The sequence below is a fragment of the Pseudoalteromonas sp. P1-7a genome, from assembly GCF_001401855.1.
In the GTDB taxonomy this organism is placed as follows: domain Bacteria; phylum Pseudomonadota; class Gammaproteobacteria; order Enterobacterales; family Alteromonadaceae; genus Pseudoalteromonas.
In genome coordinates, this window is record NZ_LKDU01000003.1 from 90484 (window position 1) to 112593 (window position 22110).

Consider the following 22110-nt stretch of genomic DNA (forward strand, 5'->3'; position numbering starts at 1 on the left):
CTAATAAATTCGGCCGCCAATAAGGTATAACATACTTACTGACAGCCGATATACTACGTTTAGAATCAACTTGTAATCAAGTTTTTAACGCGCATTTAACGATTTAATCGGTTTTCTATGAGCTCATCTACCACGGTTGGGTCTGCAAGGGTTGATGTATCCCCTAGCTGTTGATGCTCATTTGCGGCTATTTTACGTAAAATTCGACGCATAATCTTACCTGAACGCGTTTTCGGTAAACCCGGCGACCATTGAATCATATCAGGGGAGGCAATCGGGCTTAGTTCTTTACGTACCCAATTACGCACTTGCGTTGTGAGCTCGTCACTGACAGTAACGCCTTCGTTTGGCGTAATGTAAACATAAATACCTTGGCCTTTAATATCATGCGGGTAACCTACTACTGCAGCCTCTGCTACTGCTTCGTGGGCTACCAGCGCGCTTTCTATTTCAGCGGTGCCTAAGCGATGCCCTGATACATTAAGCACATCGTCTACTCGCCCTGTGATCCAGTAATAGCCATCTTCATCACGACGACAACCGTCACCTGTAAAATAAACACCAGGGTAAGCACTAAAATAGGTTTGTTCAAAGCGTTCGTGATCGCCATAAACAGTACGCGCTTGTGATGGCCAGCTATCTAATATAACTAAATTACCGTCAACCGCACCTTCAAGCGTATTTCCCTCTGCATCAAATAACGCGGGTGCAATACCAAAAAATGGATGGGTTGCTGAGCCAGGTTTTGTTTGGGTTGCACCCGGCAGTGGGGTGATCATAATGCCGCCTGTTTCAGTTTGCCACCACGTATCTACAATTGGGCAACTAGCGTTACCAATATTTTCGTAATACCAAGCCCATGCTTCTGGGTTGATAGGTTCACCCACCGAGCCTAAAATACGTAAGCTTTCACGCTTTGAAGACGCGGTTGGCTCATCACCTTTGGCCATTAACGCACGAATAGCCGTTGGTGCAGTGTATAAAATGGTGACGCCGTGCTTATCAATCACCTCACCCATACGCCCTGCTGTTGGATAGGTAGGCACCCCTTCAAATACTACTTGTGTACAACCATTAACCAATGGACCATAAGCAATATAGCTGTGCCCTGTGATCCAACCCACATCGGCGCTACACCAATATACGTCATCCTCTTGTAAATCAAACACGTACTCGTGGGTCATTGATGAGTAAACTAAGTAACCACCTGTAGTATGCACAACCCCTTTTGGTTGACCGGTAGAGCCCGACGTATACAAAATAAAGAGTGGATCTTCTGCATTCATGGGCTCTGGTTCGCACTGCGCAGGTAAATCAGCAACGAGATCGTGCCACCAAATGTCATGCTCGTTCCAATCAACTTCGCCACCGGTTAGCTGGTGTACAACAACATGTTCAATTGTTGTAACAGATTCTTGGGCTACCGCCTCATCTACATTAGCTTTTAATGGTACACAATTGCCCGCTCTGCGCCCTTCATCAGATGTGATCACCACTTTAGCGCCTGAGTCTTTAATACGGTCAGCAATAGCTGAAGGAGAAAAACCACCAAATACAACCGAGTGTATGGCGCCAATACGCGCACAAGCTTGCATGGCGTAAATTGCCTGCGGTGTCATTGGCATGTAAATAGCTACTCGATCACCTTTTTGTACGTCTAGTTTTTTTAAACCGTTGGCAAAGCGCGCCACTTCATCATGTAATTGTTGGTAGGTAATGTTTTCACTTTGGTTTGGGTTGTCCCCCTCCCAAATAAGCGCCACTTTATCAGCTTTGGTTTTTAAATGGCGATCAATACAATTGTAAGAAGCATTTAAAACGCCGTCTTCATACCATTTAATATCTATATGGCCTTTATCAAATGAGGTGTTTTTAACTTTGGTATAAGGAGTAAACCAATCTAAGCGCTGGCCATGTTCACGCCAAAACCCTTGTGGGTCATCAATCGACTGTTTGTAGAGTGTTTTATATTTATCGTTATCAACTAACGTCGTTTTTTCAATATGTGCAGGAACAGGATAGATACTTTGTGACATCTCAGTCTCCATTTTAATAACTTGCCATGAATTAAGGATTACTCAGCAGTACTTTATTAAGTATTAGACCTTAGTTGTACAACCCTTCTAATTGCCGTTTTGTGGTTTATAATCACGCGGCTCATGACTTTTTTACATAGAAATACAATATGTTAAATATAAGTAAGTGGTCACTAAATTACTCTTAAACCTTCGTCTTATAGACCAATAGGTAATTGAGTAAATTTTGCACATATTTAAAAGTGGTTTCGAGCATTAAAATAATGTGACCATGCTACTCAAACCTTTATTTAACGGATGAATTCATAGCGTGAAGCAAAATAAGTAAAAGTTTTGTTCGTAAGTAATACCAGTAGCAAGTAATACATTTGAACGTATAAAAAGCAACAAACAACAAGTAGCCTTTAAAGGACACCACAATGAAATTTACCCCATTAAAAACTCTTGCAGCGAGCGCTGTGTTATGTGCCTTAACAAGCACAGCTTGTGCGGCAACTGCAGCTAAAGTAGGCAACACAGAATTTACTTACGGCGGATACATTAAGCTTGATACTATGTGGAGTGACTACTCTGCAGGAGCCCCTTCTGGTTCAAGTGTAGGGCGTGACTTCTATGTACCAAGCACAGTGCCCGTAGGCGATGATGCTGATTCAGATGCTGTATTTGATATGCATGCACGTGAGTCACGCTTTAACTTTGGTACTTCCACATTAATGGATAACGGTAAAACAGTTAAAACTAAAATTGAGCTAGACTTTTTAGCTTCTGCCCCTGGCGGTAACGAGCGTGTATCAAATTCTTATGCTCCACGTATTCGTCATGCATTTGTAACTTACGACGGTTGGTTATTTGGCCAAACATGGTCAAACTTTCAAAACGTAGGTGCACTTGCTGAAACGCTTGATTTTGTCGGCCCAGCCGAGGGCACTGTTTTTGTTCGCCAAACACAAATTAAATACACAACAGGCGCATGGTCGTTCTCTTTAGAGAACCCAGAGAGCACTATTACCACTCAAGGTGGCGCGCGTGTAGAAACAGACGATGCATCACTTCCTGATTTTACTGCACGTTACACACATAACGCCGACTGGGGTAACTTTGTAGTTGCAGCACTTGCTCGCCAACTTACTTATAAAGTAGGCGATGTGGACGCTGATGAAACTTCATTTGGTATTAGCGCTTCGGGCCGTGTAAATTTTGGTGAAGACTACCTTAAATTTATGCTTACTCAAGGTAAAGGCCTTGGCCGTTACGTGGGCTTAAATGTAGCACACGGTGCAGTACTTGATGGTGATGAGTTAGATGCAATTGACTCAACCTCGGGCTTTGTTGCTTATCAGCATAAGTGGACAAGCCAGTGGCGCTCAACTTTCTTATATTCTTTCTTTAGTGCTGATAACAACACTGATTTATTAACCATTTCGGGTGACCCTGTTGAATCAAGTCAAAGCTTCAGTGCAAACATTTTATACTCACCCGTTAAACGTTTGACATTTGGTGCTGAGTTTAAGCATGCCGAGCGTGAAACTGAAAGTGGTATTGACGGAGATTTAGACCGTTTACAGTTTTCTGTTAAGTACAACTTTTAATTAAGCATATTAATAACACCAAAGCGGCTTAGGCCGCTTTTTTTAGTCTTTGAAAAAAGACTGAACCAGCGCTATTTACTATTAACCAGCGTAAACTGTACTTTAGCAACGTTTACATCAGTTGTAGTAGAGTGATTAGCTGTTAAATCGTCTGCTAACGTGAGGCATTAAAAATGTTTAGTAGCAAATTTTAAAGTAACTAATTGACTAACATATTAAATCGTCTAAATAACGATTTAGCTAAAAGCTCAGTAGAACTTGTAATTCAATCCCCTATCCCACTTAATATAATTGTTGCCTTAACATCAAACTAAGTAGCTATTAAGGCGCTAAAATTCCCAAACTATCAATAATTTCTGGTAAGCCCTAATTATTTTGTTTATATAACAACCTTGTTATTGAAAATCACTCTCATTTAGATTATGTTATGCACTTCTTTTTTGAACCTATTGGAAAAACACATGTCGTCCCAACAAATTTTGCGTTTATCTAAGCTTAGCCTTATTACTTCACTTGTTTTATCTGGTCATGCATTTGCACAAGAAACTACAACAAATACAGATGATTCATTAGAAAAAATAGCGGTATACGGCCAGCATCATAAAAACTACATCACTGAAGATGCGCAATCTGCTACAAAACTAGGCCTAACAATCAAAGAAACTCCTCAAAGTATTTCTGTTGTTTCTCGCGCTTTAATGGATGATTTTTCACTAGATGATATTAACTCAGTGCTAGAAAGCACGCCTGGCGTAACTGTAGAGCAAATAGAAACAGACCGTACTTATTTTAAAGCCCGCGGCTTTGAAATCACAAACTTTCAGGTTGATGGTTTAGGTATCCCACAAAGTTCAGGCTCTATTCAAGGCACTTTAGATACTTCTATTTACGACCGTGTAGAAATTGTACGAGGCGCAAACGGCCTAATGACAGGTGCAGGTAACCCTTCTGCCACTGTAAATATGGTGCTAAAAAAACCAACCTACATAACACAAGCTCACGCATCTTTATCTTACGGCTCATGGGATAACAAGCGCTTAGAGCTCGATTATTCTACACCGATTAATGATGATCACGCTGTGCGTGCAGTTTTCACAAAGCAAAAATCTGAGTCATACCTTGATCGTTACGAAACAGATAAAACAATTGGTTACCTTGCCTACGAAGGTAAGTTAACTGACGATACAACGTTAAGCATCAACTATGTTAACCAACAAAAAGATGCCGACAGCCCTCTTTGGGGAGCATTGCCTCTTTACTATACCGATGGCACAGCAACAGATTACGACGTATCTACAAGCACTGCAGCTGATTGGTCATACTGGGATAATAGCGCAGAGCAAGTCTACGTAACACTTGAGCAAAACTTATCTGCTACATGGGTTGCAACGGCACGTTATGCACACATAGAAAATGAGCAAGACTCAGAGCTATTTTACGTATATGGCACACCCGATAGCGAAACTGGCCTTGGTTTAACAGGTTACGCAAGCCGTTACGACTACGAAGACAAGCACGATTTGTTTGATTTATACGCCAGCGGTAAATTTGATTTATTTGGCCAAGAGCACGACCTATCATTTGGTGTTAGCCAAGCAAAAATGGATTACAATGAGCAGTCACTTTATGATTACACCACGGGTAATGGCTTCCCAGCAATGCCTTCGCTTGACACGTGGGATGGTGTAATACCTGAAGCAACCCTTGCTGATGGTTTAAACGGCAGTGAGATAGAAAACAAACAGCAATCTGCCTATATATCTACTCGCATAAAATTAAGCGCACCGTTAAGTGTACTTGCGGGTGTACGTTACACAGATTGGGAAACATCAGGAACAGCTTATGGTGTTGAGCAAACCCGTGACGATAGTGAAGTTATTCCATATGTTGGAGCTGTATACGATTTCAATGAATCACTTTCAGCTTATGCAAGTTACACTGAAACGTTCGTACCGCAAAAAGAGCTAGATATTAATGCTGAGCAATTGGCGCCTATTACAGGTAAAAGTAGCGAAATTGGTTTAAAAGCACAGCTTTTAGATGACCAAGTATTTGTCACCTTTGCCTACTTTGATGCAAAGCAAGAAAACCTAGCCGTTGCATTACCTGATTCATTACCAGGCGATACTCGTTATTATGGTGCTGATGGTATCAACAGTGATGGGTTTGAAATAGAACTAAGTGGTAAAGTAACCGACGATTTAAGTGCAAGCATCAGCTTTAGTAATTTAAGTATTGAAGGTGATGATTTAGTTGAAGATTACACACCAGAGAACCAGTTAAAACTTGCTGCAACTTATCAAGTTCCGTTTGTTGAAGGCTTAACATTTGGTGCTAACTACCGCTGGCAAGATTCTGTTAGCCGCGTACAAGTTGAAGATGCAACCGGTGCCGCCCTTGTAACCACTAATCAAGATGCTTACGGTATTCTTGATCTGATGGCTAACTACAAAATCACAGAAAACGTAGGTGTTACTTTTAACGTAAATAACACCACAGACGAAAAGTACCTACACAGCCTTTACTGGGCTCAAGGTTACTACGGTGCCCCGCGTAATTACGCGCTATCAGTAAACTGGCAGCTATAATACCCTCTATGATATGAGGCACTTTTAAAGCACAGCTTTTAAATTTAACGGCACTTTTTAGTGCCGTTTTTTTAAAGTTACAATACAAAAAGGCGCTAACCATTGCTGGTTAGCGCCTTTTAAAGCTCGGGTCAAATCAAGCTTAGAGAACATTTAACACTTAAAGATCAGGCTCATCACCTAGTACGTCTTCGCCATCTTCTGGCTCAACGGTTGCTTTTAATAGCAACATATCGCGTAATTTACCTTCAATCTCATCAGCAATTTCTGGGTTTTCTTTCAAAAACTTAATAGAGTTTGATTTACCTTGGCCTACTTTATTGCCATTGTAGCTGTACCAAGCACCTGCTTTTTCAACAATTTTATGCTTAACACCTAAATCAATTAACTCACCTTGTTTAGAAATACCTTCACCATACATAATGATGAACTCAGCTTGCTTAAATGGTGGTGCAACCTTGTTTTTAACCACTTTAACACGGGTTTCGTTACCAACTACCTCATCGCCTTCTTTTACAGAGCCAATACGGCGAATATCAATACGAACTGACGCGTAAAACTTAAGTGCATTACCACCAGTTGTGGTTTCAGGGTTACCAAACATTACACCAATTTTCATACGAATTTGGTTAATGAAAATACATAGCGTATTTGAGCGTTTAATATTACCTGTAAGCTTACGTAATGCTTGCGACATTAAACGTGCTTGTAAGCCCATGTGCGAATCACCCATATCGCCTTCAATTTCAGCTTTCGGTGTAAGTGCAGCAACAGAATCGACAATAACAACATCTACAGCACTTGAACGTACTAACATGTCACAAATCTCAAGAGCTTGCTCGCCGGTATCTGGCTGAGAAACTAATAGCTCATCAATGTTAACACCTAACTTTTGCGCGTATACCGGATCTAGAGCATGCTCAGCATCAACAAAGGCACATGTTTTGCCCTCTTTTTGTGCTTGTGCGATAACTTGCAAAGTAAGCGTTGTTTTACCAGATGACTCAGGGCCATACACTTCAACAATACGCCCCATAGGCAAACCACCTATGCCTAAAGCAATATCAATCCCAAGTGAGCCTGTAGATACAGCATCTATGTTTAGGGCTTTGTTATCGCCCAACTTCATAATTGAGCCTTTACCAAATTGACGCTCAATTTGTGATAGTGCAGCGTCCAGCGCTTTTTGTTTATTATCGTTCATTCTGTTCTCCAAATCCGGCTAATGCGAACAAGTATACTGTATGAAATCACAGTATCAAGTTAAATTTATAACTTTATCTTATCGATAGTGCTTTTTAATGCAAATTCAATAGCTTGCATTCTAACTTGTGCTCTATCTCCCTTAAATATTTGCTTAAACGTAAATTGTTCATTGGCAATTTGTATGCAAAACCACACAAAGCCTACCGGTTTATTAGGCATTGCTCCGCCTGGCCCTGCGATACCCGAAATAGCAATTGCAATATCAGCTTTGGCAGCGCTTGCGGCACCAAAAGCCATCTCTTTTACGGTTTGCTCACTTACGGCACCAAATTGCTCAAGCGTAGTATTAGCCACATTAAGCAGCTCATGCTTAGCTTCATTACTATAAGTAACAAATGCGCGGCCCAAATAAGCAGAGCTGCCAGGTGTATCTGTCAGCGCATAACTCACCCCACCACCAGTACATGATTCAGCGGTAGTGATCCATAAGCGTTTATCCGTTAAAATAACGCCCAATTGCGCAGCAAGTGTTTTAATCTCTTGATGTAATTCCATATTCAGCCTTTGGGTAAATACATGTCGTTTGATCTTTATGCACCGCACACTATAAAACAACAAACCCCTATGATGCAGCAGTATCTAAAAATTAAATCTGAGCATCGCGATATTTTATTGTTTTATCGTATGGGGGATTTTTATGAACTCTTTTTTGACGATGCTAAACGCGCGGCCCAATTACTTGATATTTCGCAAACGCATCGTGGTAAAGCCGGTGGCGATCCTATCCCTATGGCGGGTGTTCCTTATCACGCAGTAGAAAACTATTTAGCACGTTTAGTGCAAATGGGCGAATCAGTCGCTATATGTGAGCAAGTTGGTGACCCCGCAACCAGTAAAGGGCCTGTTGAGCGCAAAGTAGTGCGTATTGTAACACCAGGCACTATTTCAGATGAGGCGCTTTTACAAGAGCGACAAGACAACCTGCTTACCAGCGTATGGCAAAATAAAAAAGGCCTGTATGGTATTGCCTACCTTGATATAAATTCAGGGCGTTTCAATATAGTTGAAGTGAACACCGACGAAGCGTTTACTTCAACCCTACAGCGTTTAGCTCCTGCTGAGCTTTTATACTGTGAAAGCTTTGAAAGCACACATTTAATTGAACATATAAAAGGGGCACGCCGACGCCCTGAATGGGAGTTTGACTTAGATACCGCTCAACACTTACTGTGCGAGCAGTTTGGCACCAAAGATTTAGTAGGCTTTGGTGTAGATAAAGCGCATGCTGCTTTGGTCGCTGCGGGTTGTTTAATGCAATACGTAAAAGATACACAACGTATTGCCCTACCTCACATTCGTGCTATTACACTTGAGCATAATGAGCATGCCGTTATATTAGATGCTGCAACACGCAAAAATTTAGAGTTAACTGTTAATTTATCAGGTGGCTTTGAAAACACCTTAGCTCAGGTACTCGATAAGACTGCCACAGCCATGGGATCACGTTTACTTAAACGCCGTATTCATACACCTGTGCGCAATAAAAATGAACTTAACTCACGTTTAAATGCTATTAGCGCTATTTTAGATGCGCAGTTATATGGCGAGCTACACGACTCATTAAAAGAAATGGGTGATATTGAACGCGTAATAGCACGTCTTGCTTTATGCACCGCACGCCCGCGCGATTTAACTCGGCTACGCAATGCCTTACAAGCACTCGCACCACTGCACGCATTATTAAACGATGCTAATGATGAGCGTATCGCCAGCATTGTTCGCCATTCTCCAGAGCTACCTGAACTACAAGCTTTACTTGAGCGCGCTGTAATTGATAACCCACCAGTACTCATTCGCGATGGGGGCGTTATTGCACCAGGCTACAACAGCGAGCTCGATGAATGGCGAAACTTGAGTAAAGGCGCTACTGATATACTTGAGCAACTAGAGCTTAGAGAGCGCGAGCGCACGGGGATCAGCACATTAAAAATTGGCTATAACAAGGTACATGGCTTTTTTATCGAAGTAAGTCGTGCTAATTCGCACTTAGTACCTGCTGATTATATTCGCCGCCAAACGCTTAAAAATAATGAGCGCTATATAATACCTGAACTAAAAGAGCATGAAGATAAAGTACTAGGCAGCCAATCAAAAGCGCTCGCACTTGAAAAACAGTTATACGAAGAGCTATTTGAATTTATAGCACCGCATATTGAACAGCTGCAAATGATGGCTAGTGCATTGGCCGATTTAGATGTACTCAATAACCTAGCAGAGCGAGCACAAACGCTTAATTATGCAAAACCACAACTATGCGATGATGATAATATAAGTATTAAGCAAGGTCGCCACCCTGTGGTTGAGCAAGTAATGAAAGAACCTTTTATTGCTAACCCTGTGGAGCTAAATAGCCAGCGTAAAATGTTGATTATTACTGGTCCTAACATGGGTGGTAAATCAACCTATATGCGTCAAACAGCACTTATCGTATTGATGGCGCATATTGGCTGTTATGTCCCTGCTGATAGTGCAAAAATTGGTAATATTGACCGAATATTTACTCGCATTGGCGCAAGCGACGACTTAGCCTCTGGTCGCTCTACTTTTATGGTAGAGATGACAGAAACCGCCACAATATTAAATAATGCAACTGCGCAATCTTTAGTATTAATGGATGAAATAGGCAGAGGCACCAGTACCTACGATGGCTTATCACTTGCTTATGCAACCGCTGATCATCTGGCACAAAAAATATCTGCTAAAACATTATTTGCTACGCATTATTTTGAATTAACAGAACTTGCAGAGCAAAAAGCGGGGTTAGTGAATGTGCACTTAGATGCCATAGAGCACAACGACACCATTGCATTTATGCATACTGTACTTGATGGTGCAGCAAGTAAAAGCTTTGGGCTACAGGTTGCAGCGCTTGCTGGTGTGCCAAAGGCCGTAATAGCTCAAGCAAAGCAAAAGCTTAAAATGCTCGAAAACCACCAAAGCGTGACTGCTCCAAATTCAGAGCAGCAAGCGTTTTCTTTTGCTAATGAGTTACCTGCGCCACAGCCATCAGAGGTTGAGGAGCAACTCAGTGCCATTGACCCTGATAATCTATCGCCGCGTCAAGCACACGAATTACTTTATAAATTAAAAGCGCTGCTTTAAATTTAATTTGGCATAAAAAAAGCTGAAGGTTTTATCCTTCAGCCTTTAAACACATAGACAGTCTAAGTATGAGTTACGAGAACTGGTCAAACAAACTTTCTGTGCTTAACCCCTCTTGTTGTAAAATATCTTTTAAACGACGTAATGCTTCTACCTGAATTTGTCTTACGCGCTCTCGCGTTAAGCCAATTTCACGGCCAACATCTTCAAGTGTTGATGGCTCGTAGCCTAGTAAACCAAAGCGGCGCGCTAATACTTCACGTTGTTTAGGGTTTAACTCACCTAACCAATCAACAATATGTTTGTTAATATCGTTGTTTTGTACTTCACCTTCAGGACCTGCGCTTTTTTCATCGGCAATGATATCTAAAAGAGCGCTGTCGTTTTCACCACCAATTGGCATATCAACTGAGGCTATTTTTTCGTTTAAGCGTAGCATTTTAGTTACGTCTTCTACGGGTCTACCTAGGCACTCAGCAATTTCTTCAGCGGTAGGCTCATGGTCTAGCTTTTGAGTTAGCTCACGTGCTGTACGCAAGTAAACATTTAATTCTTTAACTACATGGATTGGTAATCGAATAGTGCGCGTTTGATTCATAATAGCGCGTTCGATTGTTTGGCGTATCCACCAAGTTGCATAAGTTGAAAATCTAAACCCGCGTTCAGGGTCAAACTTTTCAACAGCGCGAATTAAACCTAGGTTACCTTCTTCAATTAAATCTAAAAGTGCTAAACCTCGGTTATTATAACGGCGGGCAATTTTTACAACTAAACGTAGATTACTTTCAATCATACGCTTGCGAGATGCTTCACATCCACGTAGTGATTTGCGGGCAAAAAAGACTTCTTCTTCAGCGCTAAGCAGGGGAGAGAAACCAATTTCTCCTAAATATAGTTGGGTCGCATCGAGGTTTTTAGTTACTTCCTCTTTTGCAAATATCTCTTCTTCGTTCTCTACCTCTTCAAGTAGGGCTGCAGTTTCCTCTACTGCGGTGTCATCAAATTTTTCGTCGGTGGTGTTTTTGTCAAGTTTTGCTGCGTTAGCCATAAGCCTTCTCCCGAGCAATTATCAATACCTAGAAATTAGGGAAGGTATTTAGCAGGATTGACAGCTTGCCCACGGTAGCGAATTTCAAAACGAAGCGCAGTGACCGAAGATTCTGACTTGCCCATTTCTGCTATTTTTTGTCCTGCCTTAACTTTCTGCTTTTCTTTAACAAGTAGTTTCGAGTTGTGTGCATAAGCACTTAGGTAATCATCATTATGTTTCAAAATGATTAAATTACCGTATCCTCGAAGCGCATTACCCGCATACACCACCGTTCCTTGTGCTGCGGCTAAAACTGAAGCCCCTGTACGGCCAGTAATCTGTAAACCCTTGTAACCGTTTTCCTTATTAGAAAAGCGTTTAGTCACTTTGCCCTTTGCAGGCCAAAACCACTTTACTTTACTGCTCGACGAAGGTTTAGCATTACTAACTATTTCATTGGCTTGTTTTCGAACATACTCTCGTTGTTTCGGCTGATCAAGACTTTTCTTTAATTTTTTGTTACTTTTTTTCTGTGTTTTATTTTTAGTGCTTTTACTCTTATTTGAAGAGTTTTTAACAATACTATTTTTATCATTGGCGGTTAGGTCAATAACCTGGCCAGGGTAGATAACATAAGGTGATGGAATTAAATTGTTTTTTGCAAGCGCTCTAAAATCTTTTCCTGCGCTAAAGGCAATCGAATAAAGTGTGTCACCTTTTTGCACCCTGTATTTACCACCATAAATGTTAACAGCTTTTTGAAAATCGTTAACATTACTATTTAAACTACTTACTGGAGCTGGCGCGTTCCGAGATGAGCAACCATGGAGTAAAACTGCTGCAAATACAATTAAATAAAGTGAAAATCGTTTATTCAACAGGTTTTACTCCAAAACTATAAAAGTGTTATTTTTAGCAATTAACGTAGAAAAAAGTACGCTATTACTATTAATACAACTAAACCCCAGCCAAGTACTTCAACATATTGACGTAATTTTTGCTCCATTTTAACTCCGCCCCACTTCATTAAAGCAGAAACTAAGAAGAAACGCGCACCACGGCCAATTGCTGAAGCGATTAAAAATGGCAAAAAGGCCATCTGTAATACCCCTGCACCTATGGTAAATACCTTATAAGGTATCGGTGAAAACCCTGCTAAAAATACCACCCACACACCATACTCTTTAAACCACGTAAGCGCTGTTTCAAACTTTTCTTGCCAATGCATTTGCTCTATTAACGGCTGAACAACCGGCTCAAATAACCAGTACCCTAAAAAATAACCTACAATACCACCAAGCACTGAGGCAACCGTTGCAAAGCTTGCAAAACGCCACGCTTTACTTGGCTGTGCAAGCGACATAGGGGCAAGCATGACATCAGGGGGCACCGGAAAAAAAACCGACTCTGCAAAGCTCATGGCTGCTAAGTAGCGCTCAGCAAAACGGTGTTTTGCCCACACGAGGGCCATATCGTATAACTTAGTAAACAATTTCAACGTGAATTCCTATTCAATATCACCAGGGACGAGGGGGACAAACCGTACGGGTGCAATAACATGCTCTGTGAAGCCATTGCCTTGGCGAATAATCATGGTTAATTTTTGTTCTTGCTCTCCAATAGGGGCAAGCAATACACCACCATCAGCTAACTGCCCGAGCAAGTCCTGAGGCACTTTTGAAGCGGCGGCAGTAACTATAATACCATCAAACGGAGCTTGAGATTGCCAGCCTTGCCAACCATCTCCATGTTTCATGGTTACATTGTATAAATCAAGTTGATGTAAACGGCGTTTAGCTTGCCATTGCAGCGTCTTAATCCGCTCAACCGAAAATACTTTATTAAAACATTTGGCTAACACCGCGGTTTGATAACCAGAGCCTGTGCCAATTTCTAATACTTTGTCGCGCACACCCGCTAAATAAAGCAGCTCGGTCATGCGCGCCACAATATAAGGTTGCGAAATAGTTTGCCCTTGTCCTATAGGCAAGGCCGTGTTTTCATATGCTTTGTGCTTTAGCACATCATCAATAAAAGCATGGCGTGGTATATCGGCAATGGCTTTTAATACCTGTTTGTCTTCTACCCCTTCTTGCTCTAAAAGCTTAGAAAGCGCATTAGCACTGCGCGAGTAATTAGCCAGCACGGTTTATCTCCATTTCAGCCAACCACTGTCCTACCGCTTCAATACTCTCTTTTGCTGTCATATCTACACTTAATGGCGTTACTGATGCAAAGCCATTATTAATAGCGTAAAAATCAGTACCCTCACCTGCATCACTTTCAATACCAAGCGAACCATACCAAAAAATATCGCGCCCCCATGGGTCTGTTTGTTTGGTCATGGTTTCCGCTTTATGACGAGCACCTAATCGTGTTACTTGTACGCCTTTTAATTCACTTAAAGGAACATCAGGTACATTAACATTGATAATTTGATCTTTAGGCAGTGGGTGCGAGGCAAGCCCTTTAATTATGTTTACGGTTACAGCAGCTGCGGTCTCAAAATGCTCACCATGGTGCGAGCAAAGTGATACAGCAATTGCTGGTAAACCCAAATGGCGCCCTTCAGTTGCCGCTGCAACAGTACCAGAATAAAGCGTGTCATCGCCCAAGTTAGCACCGTGGTTAATACCTGCCACTACTAAATCTGGGGTTTCATCAACTAACTGATTAACCCCTAGATGTACACAATCCGTCGGCGTGCCATTAACAGATATAAAACCGTTTTCAAGGGTGGTTGAACGTAATGGGTTGATGAGCGTTAACGAGTTACTGGCGCCACTACAGTTGCGGTCTGGAGCGACAAGAGTTACATCGGCAATTTGCGTAAGGGCTTGGTATAAAACCGCAATCCCTTTGGCATTTACACCATCGTCGTTACTAAGCAGTATCTTCATTTTGACTGTCCTTTTCTTTTCGCTCATTAGGGCTTGCATCGGTGTAATCCACCAGCTCACGTAAAAGAGCGGTAGCAAAACACCCTTTAGGCAATCCAAAGCTTAATTTTAAAGTCGTTTCGTCTAGTGTTTCTATGGTTAAATTTTGCGGAATGAGGCGCAGCATACGGCGCTCATTTTTAAGGCCTAATTCGCCTAAGCCTTCACACCATGCTTGGTACGGTTTTAACCATATTTTTTCTTGTTCAGTTAAACCTTTTTCACTTTTTCCCACCATAGGGGCCGACATCATAATATCGCCAGAGGCTAAACGTGCTATGTTTTCATCGCTTATTGCATCTTCAAAAAATGCGTTACTACCGCTGAGCATAAATACTTCACGGTGCATGGTTTTGGCTAAGCCATGCTCTTTAACACGCAAGCTCACTATTTGATTGAATACATGAGAACGGGCGGCGGAAATAATAATACCGCGCAGTTTTTTATCGCGAATACGCTCCCCGGCAAACATTTTTTCGGCCATTACTAAATTATGCCCATCGCGACCAAATCGTTGCTCGCCAAAGTAGTTAGGCACACCAGCACGCACGGCATTAATACGACATAATATATCAAGCGGCTCGGTAACATTACGAAGGGTAATAGTGAATCGGTTTCCTTTATGGCAACCAGTGCGTAACTTGCGCTCGTGGCGCTGTTGCGAAACCACAAAAATGCTGTCGCTATTTAGCTCGCTAAAATCAATATGCTTTTTAATGGGCACTTTTACGCTAAACCATTGGCTACACACGCCGTGGCGGTCTTTCATGCCGGCATAGCTTACTTCACGCGGCGACACTCCAGCCTTTTGTGCAATTAACTTAGCAACGTATTGCGTGTTTTCGCCTTTTTTTACCACTTGCAAGCATACATGCTCACCACTGCCGGTAAACTCTATACCGAGGTCTTCATCAACCATAAAATCTTCAGCAATGGTTTTAAAGTCGGCTTTAGAAAGCGGTGCGCCGTATAAATAGTTTAAATCGCTCATGCGTTGGTGTTACTCGTAAGCGCTTTATTCATAATAACCACCGCATGGCTAGAAATACCTTCTTTACGCCCTTCAAACCCAAGCTTTTCGGTGGTGGTGGCTTTAACGTTAATTTGGCTAAGTTCGCAATTTAAATCGCTCGCTAAATTAGTGCGCATAGCGTGGATGTGCGGCAGCATTTTTGGCGCCTGTGCAACAATAGTGACATCGCCGTTACCCAATACATAACCTTGTTCTTTGGCAAGGCCTACAACATGGCGAAGTAAAATACGGCTGTCGATATTTTCATACTCGCTCGCCGTATCCGGAAAATGCTTACCAATATCGCCCATCGCCAACGCGCCTAAAATAGCATCGCATAATGCATGAATAGCAACATCGCCATCAGAGTGTGCTAAAAAACCCTGCGGGTAATCTATTTTTTCGCCGCAAATTGTTATTGGGCCTTCGCCGCCAAATTTATGTACGTCAAAACCATGGCCAATTCGAATCATAATGCTTGCTCGTTTTGTTGTTTGTTTAATAAAAACCCCGCCAGATCTAAATCCTCTGGCGTGGTTATTTTAATATTATCGCTGCGCCCTGAAATTAGTTTAACGGGCTTGCTTGCCCACTCAATGGCACTGGCTTCATCGGTAATTGTTACGCCCTCACCAAGCGCATGCTGCAACGCATTTTTTAGCTCGTCATATTTAAAAAACTGTGGCGTAAGGGCTTGCCATAAATCATTACGAGGCACGGTTTGCTCACTATGCGTGCTACCGCGTTTGATGGTGTCTTTCACTTTGCTTGCTAAAATACCGCCTTCGTCGTCGGCTATACAATGCGCTATTAAGGTTTCAATATCGTTAATAGTGACAAGTGGGCGGGCCGCGTCGTGCACCAACACCCATTCAGGAGGGTTATTTTCTAAAAATAATAAGCTATTAAGCACTGAATCAGCACGCTCTTGTCCGCCGTTAGCGCGCAAGATGCGAGAGTCTATACATGGAAGCGTGTCAAAATAAGGGTCTGTTTGGCTCACGGCGACCACTATTTGGCTTAAACTTTGAAGCTGCGAAAGCTTACAAAGCGTATGTTCTAAAATAGTTTTTCCTGCCAATTTAATATACTGCTTAGGTGCGCTGTGCTGCATTCTGCTACCCACGCCGGCAGCAGGGACGATGGCAGCAATTGTAGTATTAATTTTCATGTTGTTTACCCGGTAAAACACGTATAAATGTTTCATCCGGTTTAATCATTCCTAATTCGTTACGAGCGCGCTCTTCTATGCCTTCTTGGCCAAGTTTTAAATCTTCTATGTCGGCGGTAAGTACTTTATTGCGCTTAATTAGTTTTTCGTTTGTTTGTTGATGAGAAACAACGGCCGCTTTTAAACGCGTATAATCTTGCACACCGTTATGACCAAACCAAAGTCGGTATTGTATAAACAGTGCTAAGCACAACAGGCCAAGCTGAAACAACCGCATTTAACACTCCCTATTCGTTTTTTAAATAAAATTAGGCTCGTGGACGTTTTATATTACGCCAATTAATATTACCCGCTAATAGCATTTCTCGCAGTGAAAGTAGCCTAGGTGCGCAGCGTTTTGAAAATTGCCACTGATGCCCACAACACGCGGCTGTTAAACTCATTTTACTGGGTTTTACCAACTGCGCATTTGCATGCTCTAGACCCTTGCCAAAAAAATCGAACCAACCTAGTTCGTTGCAATGCAGTTTATTGTCGCTTACTTGATCTATGCTGTCTATTCTTAGCTTCACTTGGTCATGGCTATTTAATAACACCGGCACTATTAGCCCCACTTTGGCATATTCTTTATAAAAAAGTTCATTTGCTTGAGCGTTAACTTCTGGTGGCGTTGGCTTTTGTTTTTCAAGCCATGAGCCATTTTGTGAGTCGAGCGTAAACGGCGAACTCCCATTGGCAACCAACGTCGCCGCCCGCTCTATGTAATACGGTAAGCTTTTAAGTTGGCGGCGTAGTTTATCGGCATTAGGCTCAGCAACTAGGCGCTGCACCTCTCGCTGATAAAACGCATTGCACAATTGTGCATACAGCACTTTTTGCGCATCACTTTGCCATATTTCTTGCTGCTGCGCGGCAAGTGGCTGACTCTTCGCTACCAATAGTTATACTCAAAAAACAATTAGGTAGCTGTTTTATAGCACAATAACGGCTATTTTTTAAGCGCGCCTAGCAATTTAAGCGCTTGGCTTTTCACCTAACTTAGCAATGCCGCTTTCTAAAAATTGCACCACTGTATTGCGCTTTTTACCAATTAATAAACTGCCATCGGCTAAAAACATAAAGTTTTGCCAATTGCGTTTAAATACATCAAAAGTGGTTTCGATAACGTTATCGCGCGCCATACAAAAATAAACAGTGGTATTAGCCTGCCAATCTAAATGAGCCAATATGGCTTGTGGTAAGCTTTCATCGCCATTTTCCCAGGCCTCTTCCCAGTTTACTTCATCGCTAAAACTTTCTTCTTTACCGCACCAATCGGTTTTATCAAAAAAATCGGGGTGGTCGAACTCGCGACTCACCATAGTGCTCCAAAGCACCGCAGCACGTTCGCTGGTCATGGGTTTTATACGCGCAGCGTCTTCATCAGATACAGGGAGGTCTTTATGACGAAAAACCCAGGCCTTTTTGTGATCATCGAGAGAAATATAATTCATAATGTTGGTGTATTCTTTGGCATAATAAAAAGCAAACGCAATTATACAAGAGATCAAAACATGACTACAGCAATAAAACCGCTTTCCCTCAAACCTGGCATATATCAGCACTACAAAGGGCCGCAATACAAAGTATTTTACGTAGCTAAACACAGTGAAACCGACGAGCAACTAGTTATATACCAAGCCCTGTATGGCGAGTACGGCATGTGGGCACGACCACTAAGTATGTTTACAGAAACCGTTGAAAAAGATGGCGAAACCATACCTCGTTTTGCATACCTTGGACCTGCAGATTAACTATGGCATTATAAACCACATTTAATACTGCTCAGACCAGATAAGGGTAACCCGTGCAATTTAATTCTACCGACAATTACATCGCAAGCAGCTCACTAAAACAGGCTGTAAATGCCGCCATTATGCTCGAAAAACCATTATTAATTAAAGGTGAACCAGGCACGGGTAAAACCATGCTGGCTGAGGAGCTTGCAAAAAGCTTAGATACCGAACTTATTCAGTGGCACATTAAATCAACCACCAAAGCGCAACAAGGTTTATACGAATACGACGCGGTATCGCGCCTGCGCGACAGCCAATTAGGTGACGAACGCGTACACAACATTGGCAACTACATTGTAAAAGGTAAATTGTGGCAAGCGTTTAACTATGCCGAGCTTAACGGCAAACGCCCTGTACTTTTAATTGATGAAATAGACAAAGCCGACATCGAGTTTCCAAACGATTTACTACTAGAGCTTGATAAGATGGAGTTTCATGTTTACGAAACTAACGAGCGCATTGTAGCGAAAGAGCGCCCTATTGTGATCATCACTTCAAACAATGAAAAAGAATTGCCAGATGCCTTTTTACGCCGTTGCTTTTTTCACTATATTGATTTTCCTAGCAGCGAGGAAATGCAGCAAATTGTTGATGTACACTACCCTAATGTTAAACAAGATTTAGTACGCCAAGCACTCGAAGTATTTTTTAACTTACGTGAAGCCAACGGCCTTAAAAAGAAGCCCTCTACCAGTGAGTTACTCGATTGGTTAAAGCTTTTAATGGCAGAAGACATAGACGCAAAAACACTACACGACAAAACCCAAAAAGGCGGCTTAATGCCAATGTTTGGCGCTTTACTTAAAAACGAGCAAGACATAAGCCTAATCGAAAAATTAGCCTTTATGAGCCGTCGCTAACATGCTAGTACAGTTTTTTTTCAAACTGCGTGAATACCGCTTACCGGTAAGCCTGCGCGAGCTGCTCGATTTAATTAACGCCTTAAAAAAAGGCGTTATATTTGCCAACGTAGACGCCTTTTACCATTTAGCCCGCACCATAATGGTAAAAGACGAAACCCATTTTGACAGGTTCGACAAAGCCTTTAGTGATTACTTTAGCGGTATTGCCGACCTTGATTTGCTCGAGAGTTTAAAGAAACAACACAACTTACCTGAAGATTGGCTACGCAAAGAGTTTGAAAAACACCTAAGCGATGAAGAAAAAGCCCAGCTAAAAGCCATGGGTGGGCTTGACGAGCTTATGAAAACCCTAAAAGAGCGTTTACAAGAGCAACAAAAACGCCACGCAGGTGGCAATAAATGGGTGGGCACTGGCGGCACATCGCCTTTTGGTGCCTACGGCTATAACCCAGAAGGCGTGCGTATAGGGCAAGACGGTAACCGCAATCGCCAAGCGGTAAAAGTGTGGGATAAACGCGAATACCGCAATTTAGACTCCGACAGAGAAATTGGCTCACGTACAATAAAGCTCGCCCTTAAAAAGCTGCGTAAATTTGCCCGCACTGGCGCAAGCGATACCCTTGATTTAAACGAGACTATTCGTGCAACCGCCAAACAAGGCGGCATGTTAGATGTAAAAATGGCACCCGAGCGCCACAATGCCGTAAAAGTATTAATGCTGTTTGATATTGGCGGCTCAATGGATGACTACATTCATACCTGCGAAGAGCTATTTAGCGCAGCCCACAGCGAGTTCAAACATTTAGAGTTTTACTACTTTCATAACTGTTTATACGAGCACGTTTGGCAAGACAACGCGCGCCGCCATTCAAACATCATCGACACCATGACGCTGATTAATAAATTTACCAGCGACTATAAAGTAATATTTGTTGGCGATGCCACTATGGGTCCTTACGAAATAGCCTACCCGGGCGGCTCGGTAGAGCATTACAACGAAGAGCCCGGCAGTGCTTGGTTGCAACGTATAACCAACCACTTTGATAAAGTCGCATGGCTCAATCCACAACCGGTTGAACACTGGCCGTACTATCAATCAATTGATTTTATAAAGCAGCTGATGGATAACAGAATGTACCCGCTGAGTTTGGATGGAATAAGTAGCGCAATAAAAGAGCTGAGTTAGATATTAATTTACCTCGGCTCAGCGCTAGCAGCGGAGCTTCAGGCGTGAATCCAGAACTTTGTTGGGTGGCGCCTTCGGCTTAACCAACCTACCTTTGACGTAGGTCGGATAAGTGGCGAAGCCACGCCATCCGACAACATATTATGAATGAACTAGAAACAAGCCGATGTACCGCGTTATTTATAGGTAGGGTCAGTATTAATTAAACAAACAGAATTCGAGATTAACTTTTTCTTTAGCTCGTGATTATCATTCTTAATTTCGGTGAGCTCTCCCACAACACTTTTATTTGTTTTATTTATGGTTGAATATAGCTTATCCGGTATATTTAAATCCGATTCAATTGACAGTATAGATAGAAAAATCGATACGACCGTAGATAAAATAGCTATCCAAATCGCAAATAAAGCTTTTCTATTTGCATCTTTTGCTGATTCCCTAGCTTCATTAAGCTCTACATACTCTAAAAATCTAAAGTGATCTTCTGCGCTTGCAAATAATTTAATATCCGACCCAGGTCTGGCTACCGAACTATAGAATGATGTGTGTGAGTGAAACAAAAGTGATTTATCATGAATTAACCGTTTTAACTGCTCCTGCTCTTTTTCACTTAGCAGGACAGCTTTACATAGCTGCTAGAAAGTAAACTCTTCTTGTAGTGTTGCCCACTTTAGCACACGTATTATAAAGTTAGTGTCATTCATTTTAGTCCCTTAGAATGATAGAAAAAAGAGTAGCTAGAGGCCTACAACTCAGCTATATGGTTCAATGTTTCAGGATGACGCTGCACAAGCTTTAACAATGTTATCGCTTGGCCATTCGGTGCGCTGCGCCCTTGTTCTTAGTTTTCGAGCGTTCTTGCTGAGGTATGTAAAATGTTTGCAAATACACCGCGCGACATATTAAATGTTTCTCTATTATTTACTATTTCATCGGGTGAGATAGCAAGATCGTTAATATCATTTACCGCATGAGTACGTAACGTAAGCTTTCCTTGTGAATGTGCTTTAGCATCATCAAGTGCTGTCGTTAATTCTGAAAATAAATCACGTTTGCTCATTGCGCCAGACTCTAAAAACTCAAGTTTTAGTTTTTAGAGTCTCTATTTTATTATTTATAGTTAAATTAAGAACTCTGCAGAGTCCTTTGATTTCCATTCAGCTTTTCTCATTACTGTAATTACAATGTTCTCATGATGCTCACCAGAATGGCTTTGAATCTTATTTACAGCGCACGGCATATTAATATGTGAGATTGTGCACCGAATATTAAATGTACTATTGTGCTTAAGATTTAAAATATTCTCTTTATGTCTCGCGGTTAAACGGTTGAATATACTGTTTAGTTCAGCAATCATAATCATTGGGGTGTTACGAGAGTCATTCATCCTGTCTTTGACAAAGTGTTTTGACATTTTAAATGACATATTGTGTTTACGGAGTATTTCATTGACCGAACTTTCTAATGCAGATATTTCAGCTTCAGTAATCATT

General features: G+C 41.8%; 21 protein-coding genes and 1 pseudogene. 6 read left to right on the plus strand and 16 right to left on the minus strand.

Translation table 11 applies throughout. The features are described 5' to 3' along the window. Nucleotides 1-95 precede the first annotated feature (95 nt). A complete protein-coding gene (gene acs / locus AN389_RS03950; RefSeq protein ID WP_055019300.1) occupies nt 96-2036 on the minus strand; it encodes an acetate--CoA ligase in 1941 nt (646 codons plus the stop codon). Nucleotides 2037-2455: 419 nt separating this feature from the next. On the opposite strand from acs, the gene AN389_RS03955 reads away from it, so the two are divergent. Next, a complete protein-coding gene (locus AN389_RS03955) occupies nt 2456-3625 on the plus strand; it encodes a DcaP family trimeric outer membrane transporter (protein ID WP_055015395.1) in 1170 nt (389 codons plus the stop codon). A 461-nt stretch (nt 3626-4086) separates the two neighbouring features. Then, nucleotides 4087-6213: a TonB-dependent siderophore receptor gene (locus AN389_RS03960; protein WP_055015396.1), complete on the plus strand. Its 2127-nt coding sequence runs from the start codon at nt 4087-4089 to the stop codon at nt 6211-6213. A 160-nt stretch (nt 6214-6373) separates the two neighbouring features. Here the strand turns inward: AN389_RS03960 and recA are convergent, their stop codons facing one another. Together recA and AN389_RS03970 are read right to left on the minus strand one after the other, a co-directional pair. Continuing rightward, complete coding sequence (recA, locus tag AN389_RS03965; RefSeq protein WP_055015397.1) at nt 6374-7417, minus strand: recombinase RecA; 1044 nt, start codon at nt 7415-7417, stop codon at nt 6374-6376. Between the two features lie 65 nt (nt 7418-7482). Continuing rightward, nucleotides 7483-7974, minus strand: coding sequence for a CinA family protein (locus AN389_RS03970; RefSeq protein ID WP_055015398.1), 492 nt, complete (start codon nt 7972-7974; stop codon nt 7483-7485). Nucleotides 7975-7995: 21 nt separating this feature from the next. Here AN389_RS03970 and mutS point away from each other — a divergent pair, with 21 nt between their 5' ends. Then, nucleotides 7996-10581, plus strand: a complete 2586-nt coding sequence (gene mutS, locus AN389_RS03975; protein ID WP_055017359.1) for a DNA mismatch repair protein MutS — start codon at nt 7996-7998, stop codon at nt 10579-10581. A gap of 73 nt (nt 10582-10654) precedes the next feature. Here the strand turns inward: mutS and rpoS are convergent, their stop codons facing one another. The 11 genes from rpoS to AN389_RS04030 form a co-directional block, all read right to left on the minus strand. After that, on the minus strand, nt 10655-11629 hold the full coding sequence (gene rpoS / locus AN389_RS03980) for an RNA polymerase sigma factor RpoS (RefSeq protein WP_055015400.1): 975 nt from the start codon (nt 11627-11629) through the stop codon (nt 10655-10657). Between the two features lie 35 nt (nt 11630-11664). Then, nucleotides 11665-12489, minus strand: a complete 825-nt coding sequence (locus tag AN389_RS03985) for a peptidoglycan DD-metalloendopeptidase family protein (RefSeq protein WP_055019301.1) — start codon at nt 12487-12489, stop codon at nt 11665-11667. A 41-nt stretch (nt 12490-12530) separates the two neighbouring features. Then, nucleotides 12531-13109: a YqaA family protein gene (locus AN389_RS03990; RefSeq protein ID WP_055015402.1), complete on the minus strand. Its 579-nt coding sequence runs from the start codon at nt 13107-13109 to the stop codon at nt 12531-12533. A 9-nt stretch (nt 13110-13118) separates the two neighbouring features. Beyond that, the gene (locus tag AN389_RS03995) at nt 13119-13757 is read right to left on the minus strand and encodes a protein-L-isoaspartate(D-aspartate) O-methyltransferase (protein WP_055019302.1); all 639 of its coding nucleotides are present in this window, start codon (nt 13755-13757) and stop codon (nt 13119-13121) included. Then, the gene (gene surE, locus AN389_RS04000; protein ID WP_055017357.1) at nt 13747-14511 is read right to left on the minus strand and encodes a 5'/3'-nucleotidase SurE; all 765 of its coding nucleotides are present in this window, start codon (nt 14509-14511) and stop codon (nt 13747-13749) included. The genes AN389_RS03995 and surE overlap by 11 nt, the downstream gene beginning before the upstream one ends. Then, nucleotides 14495-15541, minus strand: a complete 1047-nt coding sequence (gene truD / locus AN389_RS04005) for a tRNA pseudouridine(13) synthase TruD (protein WP_055019303.1) — start codon at nt 15539-15541, stop codon at nt 14495-14497. Before truD ends, surE begins: the two co-directional genes overlap by 17 nt. After that, nucleotides 15538-16035 (minus strand): 2-C-methyl-D-erythritol 2,4-cyclodiphosphate synthase, encoded by a 498-nt coding sequence (ispF, locus tag AN389_RS04010; protein WP_055015406.1) that lies wholly within the window; start codon nt 16033-16035, stop codon nt 15538-15540. The genes truD and ispF overlap by 4 nt, the downstream gene beginning before the upstream one ends. Beyond that, nucleotides 16032-16733 (minus strand): 2-C-methyl-D-erythritol 4-phosphate cytidylyltransferase, encoded by a 702-nt coding sequence (gene ispD / locus AN389_RS04015; protein WP_055015407.1) that lies wholly within the window; start codon nt 16731-16733, stop codon nt 16032-16034. Before ispD ends, ispF begins: the two co-directional genes overlap by 4 nt. After that, complete coding sequence (gene ftsB / locus AN389_RS04020; protein WP_055015408.1) at nt 16723-17010, minus strand: cell division protein FtsB; 288 nt, start codon at nt 17008-17010, stop codon at nt 16723-16725. The genes ispD and ftsB overlap by 11 nt, the downstream gene beginning before the upstream one ends. A gap of 31 nt (nt 17011-17041) precedes the next feature. Further along, nucleotides 17042-17671, minus strand: coding sequence for a hypothetical protein (locus AN389_RS04025; RefSeq protein WP_055015409.1), 630 nt, complete (start codon nt 17669-17671; stop codon nt 17042-17044). Between the two features lie 75 nt (nt 17672-17746). Beyond that, nucleotides 17747-18226: a DUF2947 domain-containing protein gene (locus AN389_RS04030; protein ID WP_055015417.1), complete on the minus strand. Its 480-nt coding sequence runs from the start codon at nt 18224-18226 to the stop codon at nt 17747-17749. A 60-nt stretch (nt 18227-18286) separates the two neighbouring features. On the opposite strand from AN389_RS04030, the gene AN389_RS04035 reads away from it, so the two are divergent. Genes AN389_RS04035 through AN389_RS04045 form a run of 3 tightly spaced genes read left to right on the plus strand, consistent with a single transcriptional unit; the run spans nt 18287 to nt 20617 of the window. Further along, nucleotides 18287-18526, plus strand: a complete 240-nt coding sequence (locus tag AN389_RS04035; protein WP_055019304.1) for a DUF1653 domain-containing protein — start codon at nt 18287-18289, stop codon at nt 18524-18526. Between the two features lie 53 nt (nt 18527-18579). Continuing rightward, nucleotides 18580-19428: a MoxR family ATPase gene (locus AN389_RS04040; RefSeq protein ID WP_055017353.1), complete on the plus strand. Its 849-nt coding sequence runs from the start codon at nt 18580-18582 to the stop codon at nt 19426-19428. 1 nt (nt 19429) lies between these two features. Then, nucleotides 19430-20617, plus strand: coding sequence for a VWA domain-containing protein (locus AN389_RS04045; RefSeq protein ID WP_055019305.1), 1188 nt, complete (start codon nt 19430-19432; stop codon nt 20615-20617). Nucleotides 20618-21362: 745 nt separating this feature from the next. On the opposite strand, the pseudogene AN389_RS04055 reads toward AN389_RS04045, so the two are convergent. Together AN389_RS04055 and AN389_RS04060 are read right to left on the minus strand one after the other, a co-directional pair. After that, a pseudogene (locus AN389_RS04055) lies at nt 21363-21677 on the minus strand (helix-turn-helix domain-containing protein). A 60-nt stretch (nt 21678-21737) separates the two neighbouring features. Then, nucleotides 21738-22109 carry a hypothetical protein gene (locus AN389_RS04060; RefSeq protein ID WP_055017350.1) on the minus strand — a complete coding sequence of 124 codons (372 nt, stop codon included), beginning with the start codon at nt 22107-22109 and terminating at the stop codon, nt 21738-21740. Nucleotide 22110: the final 1 nt, after the last annotated feature.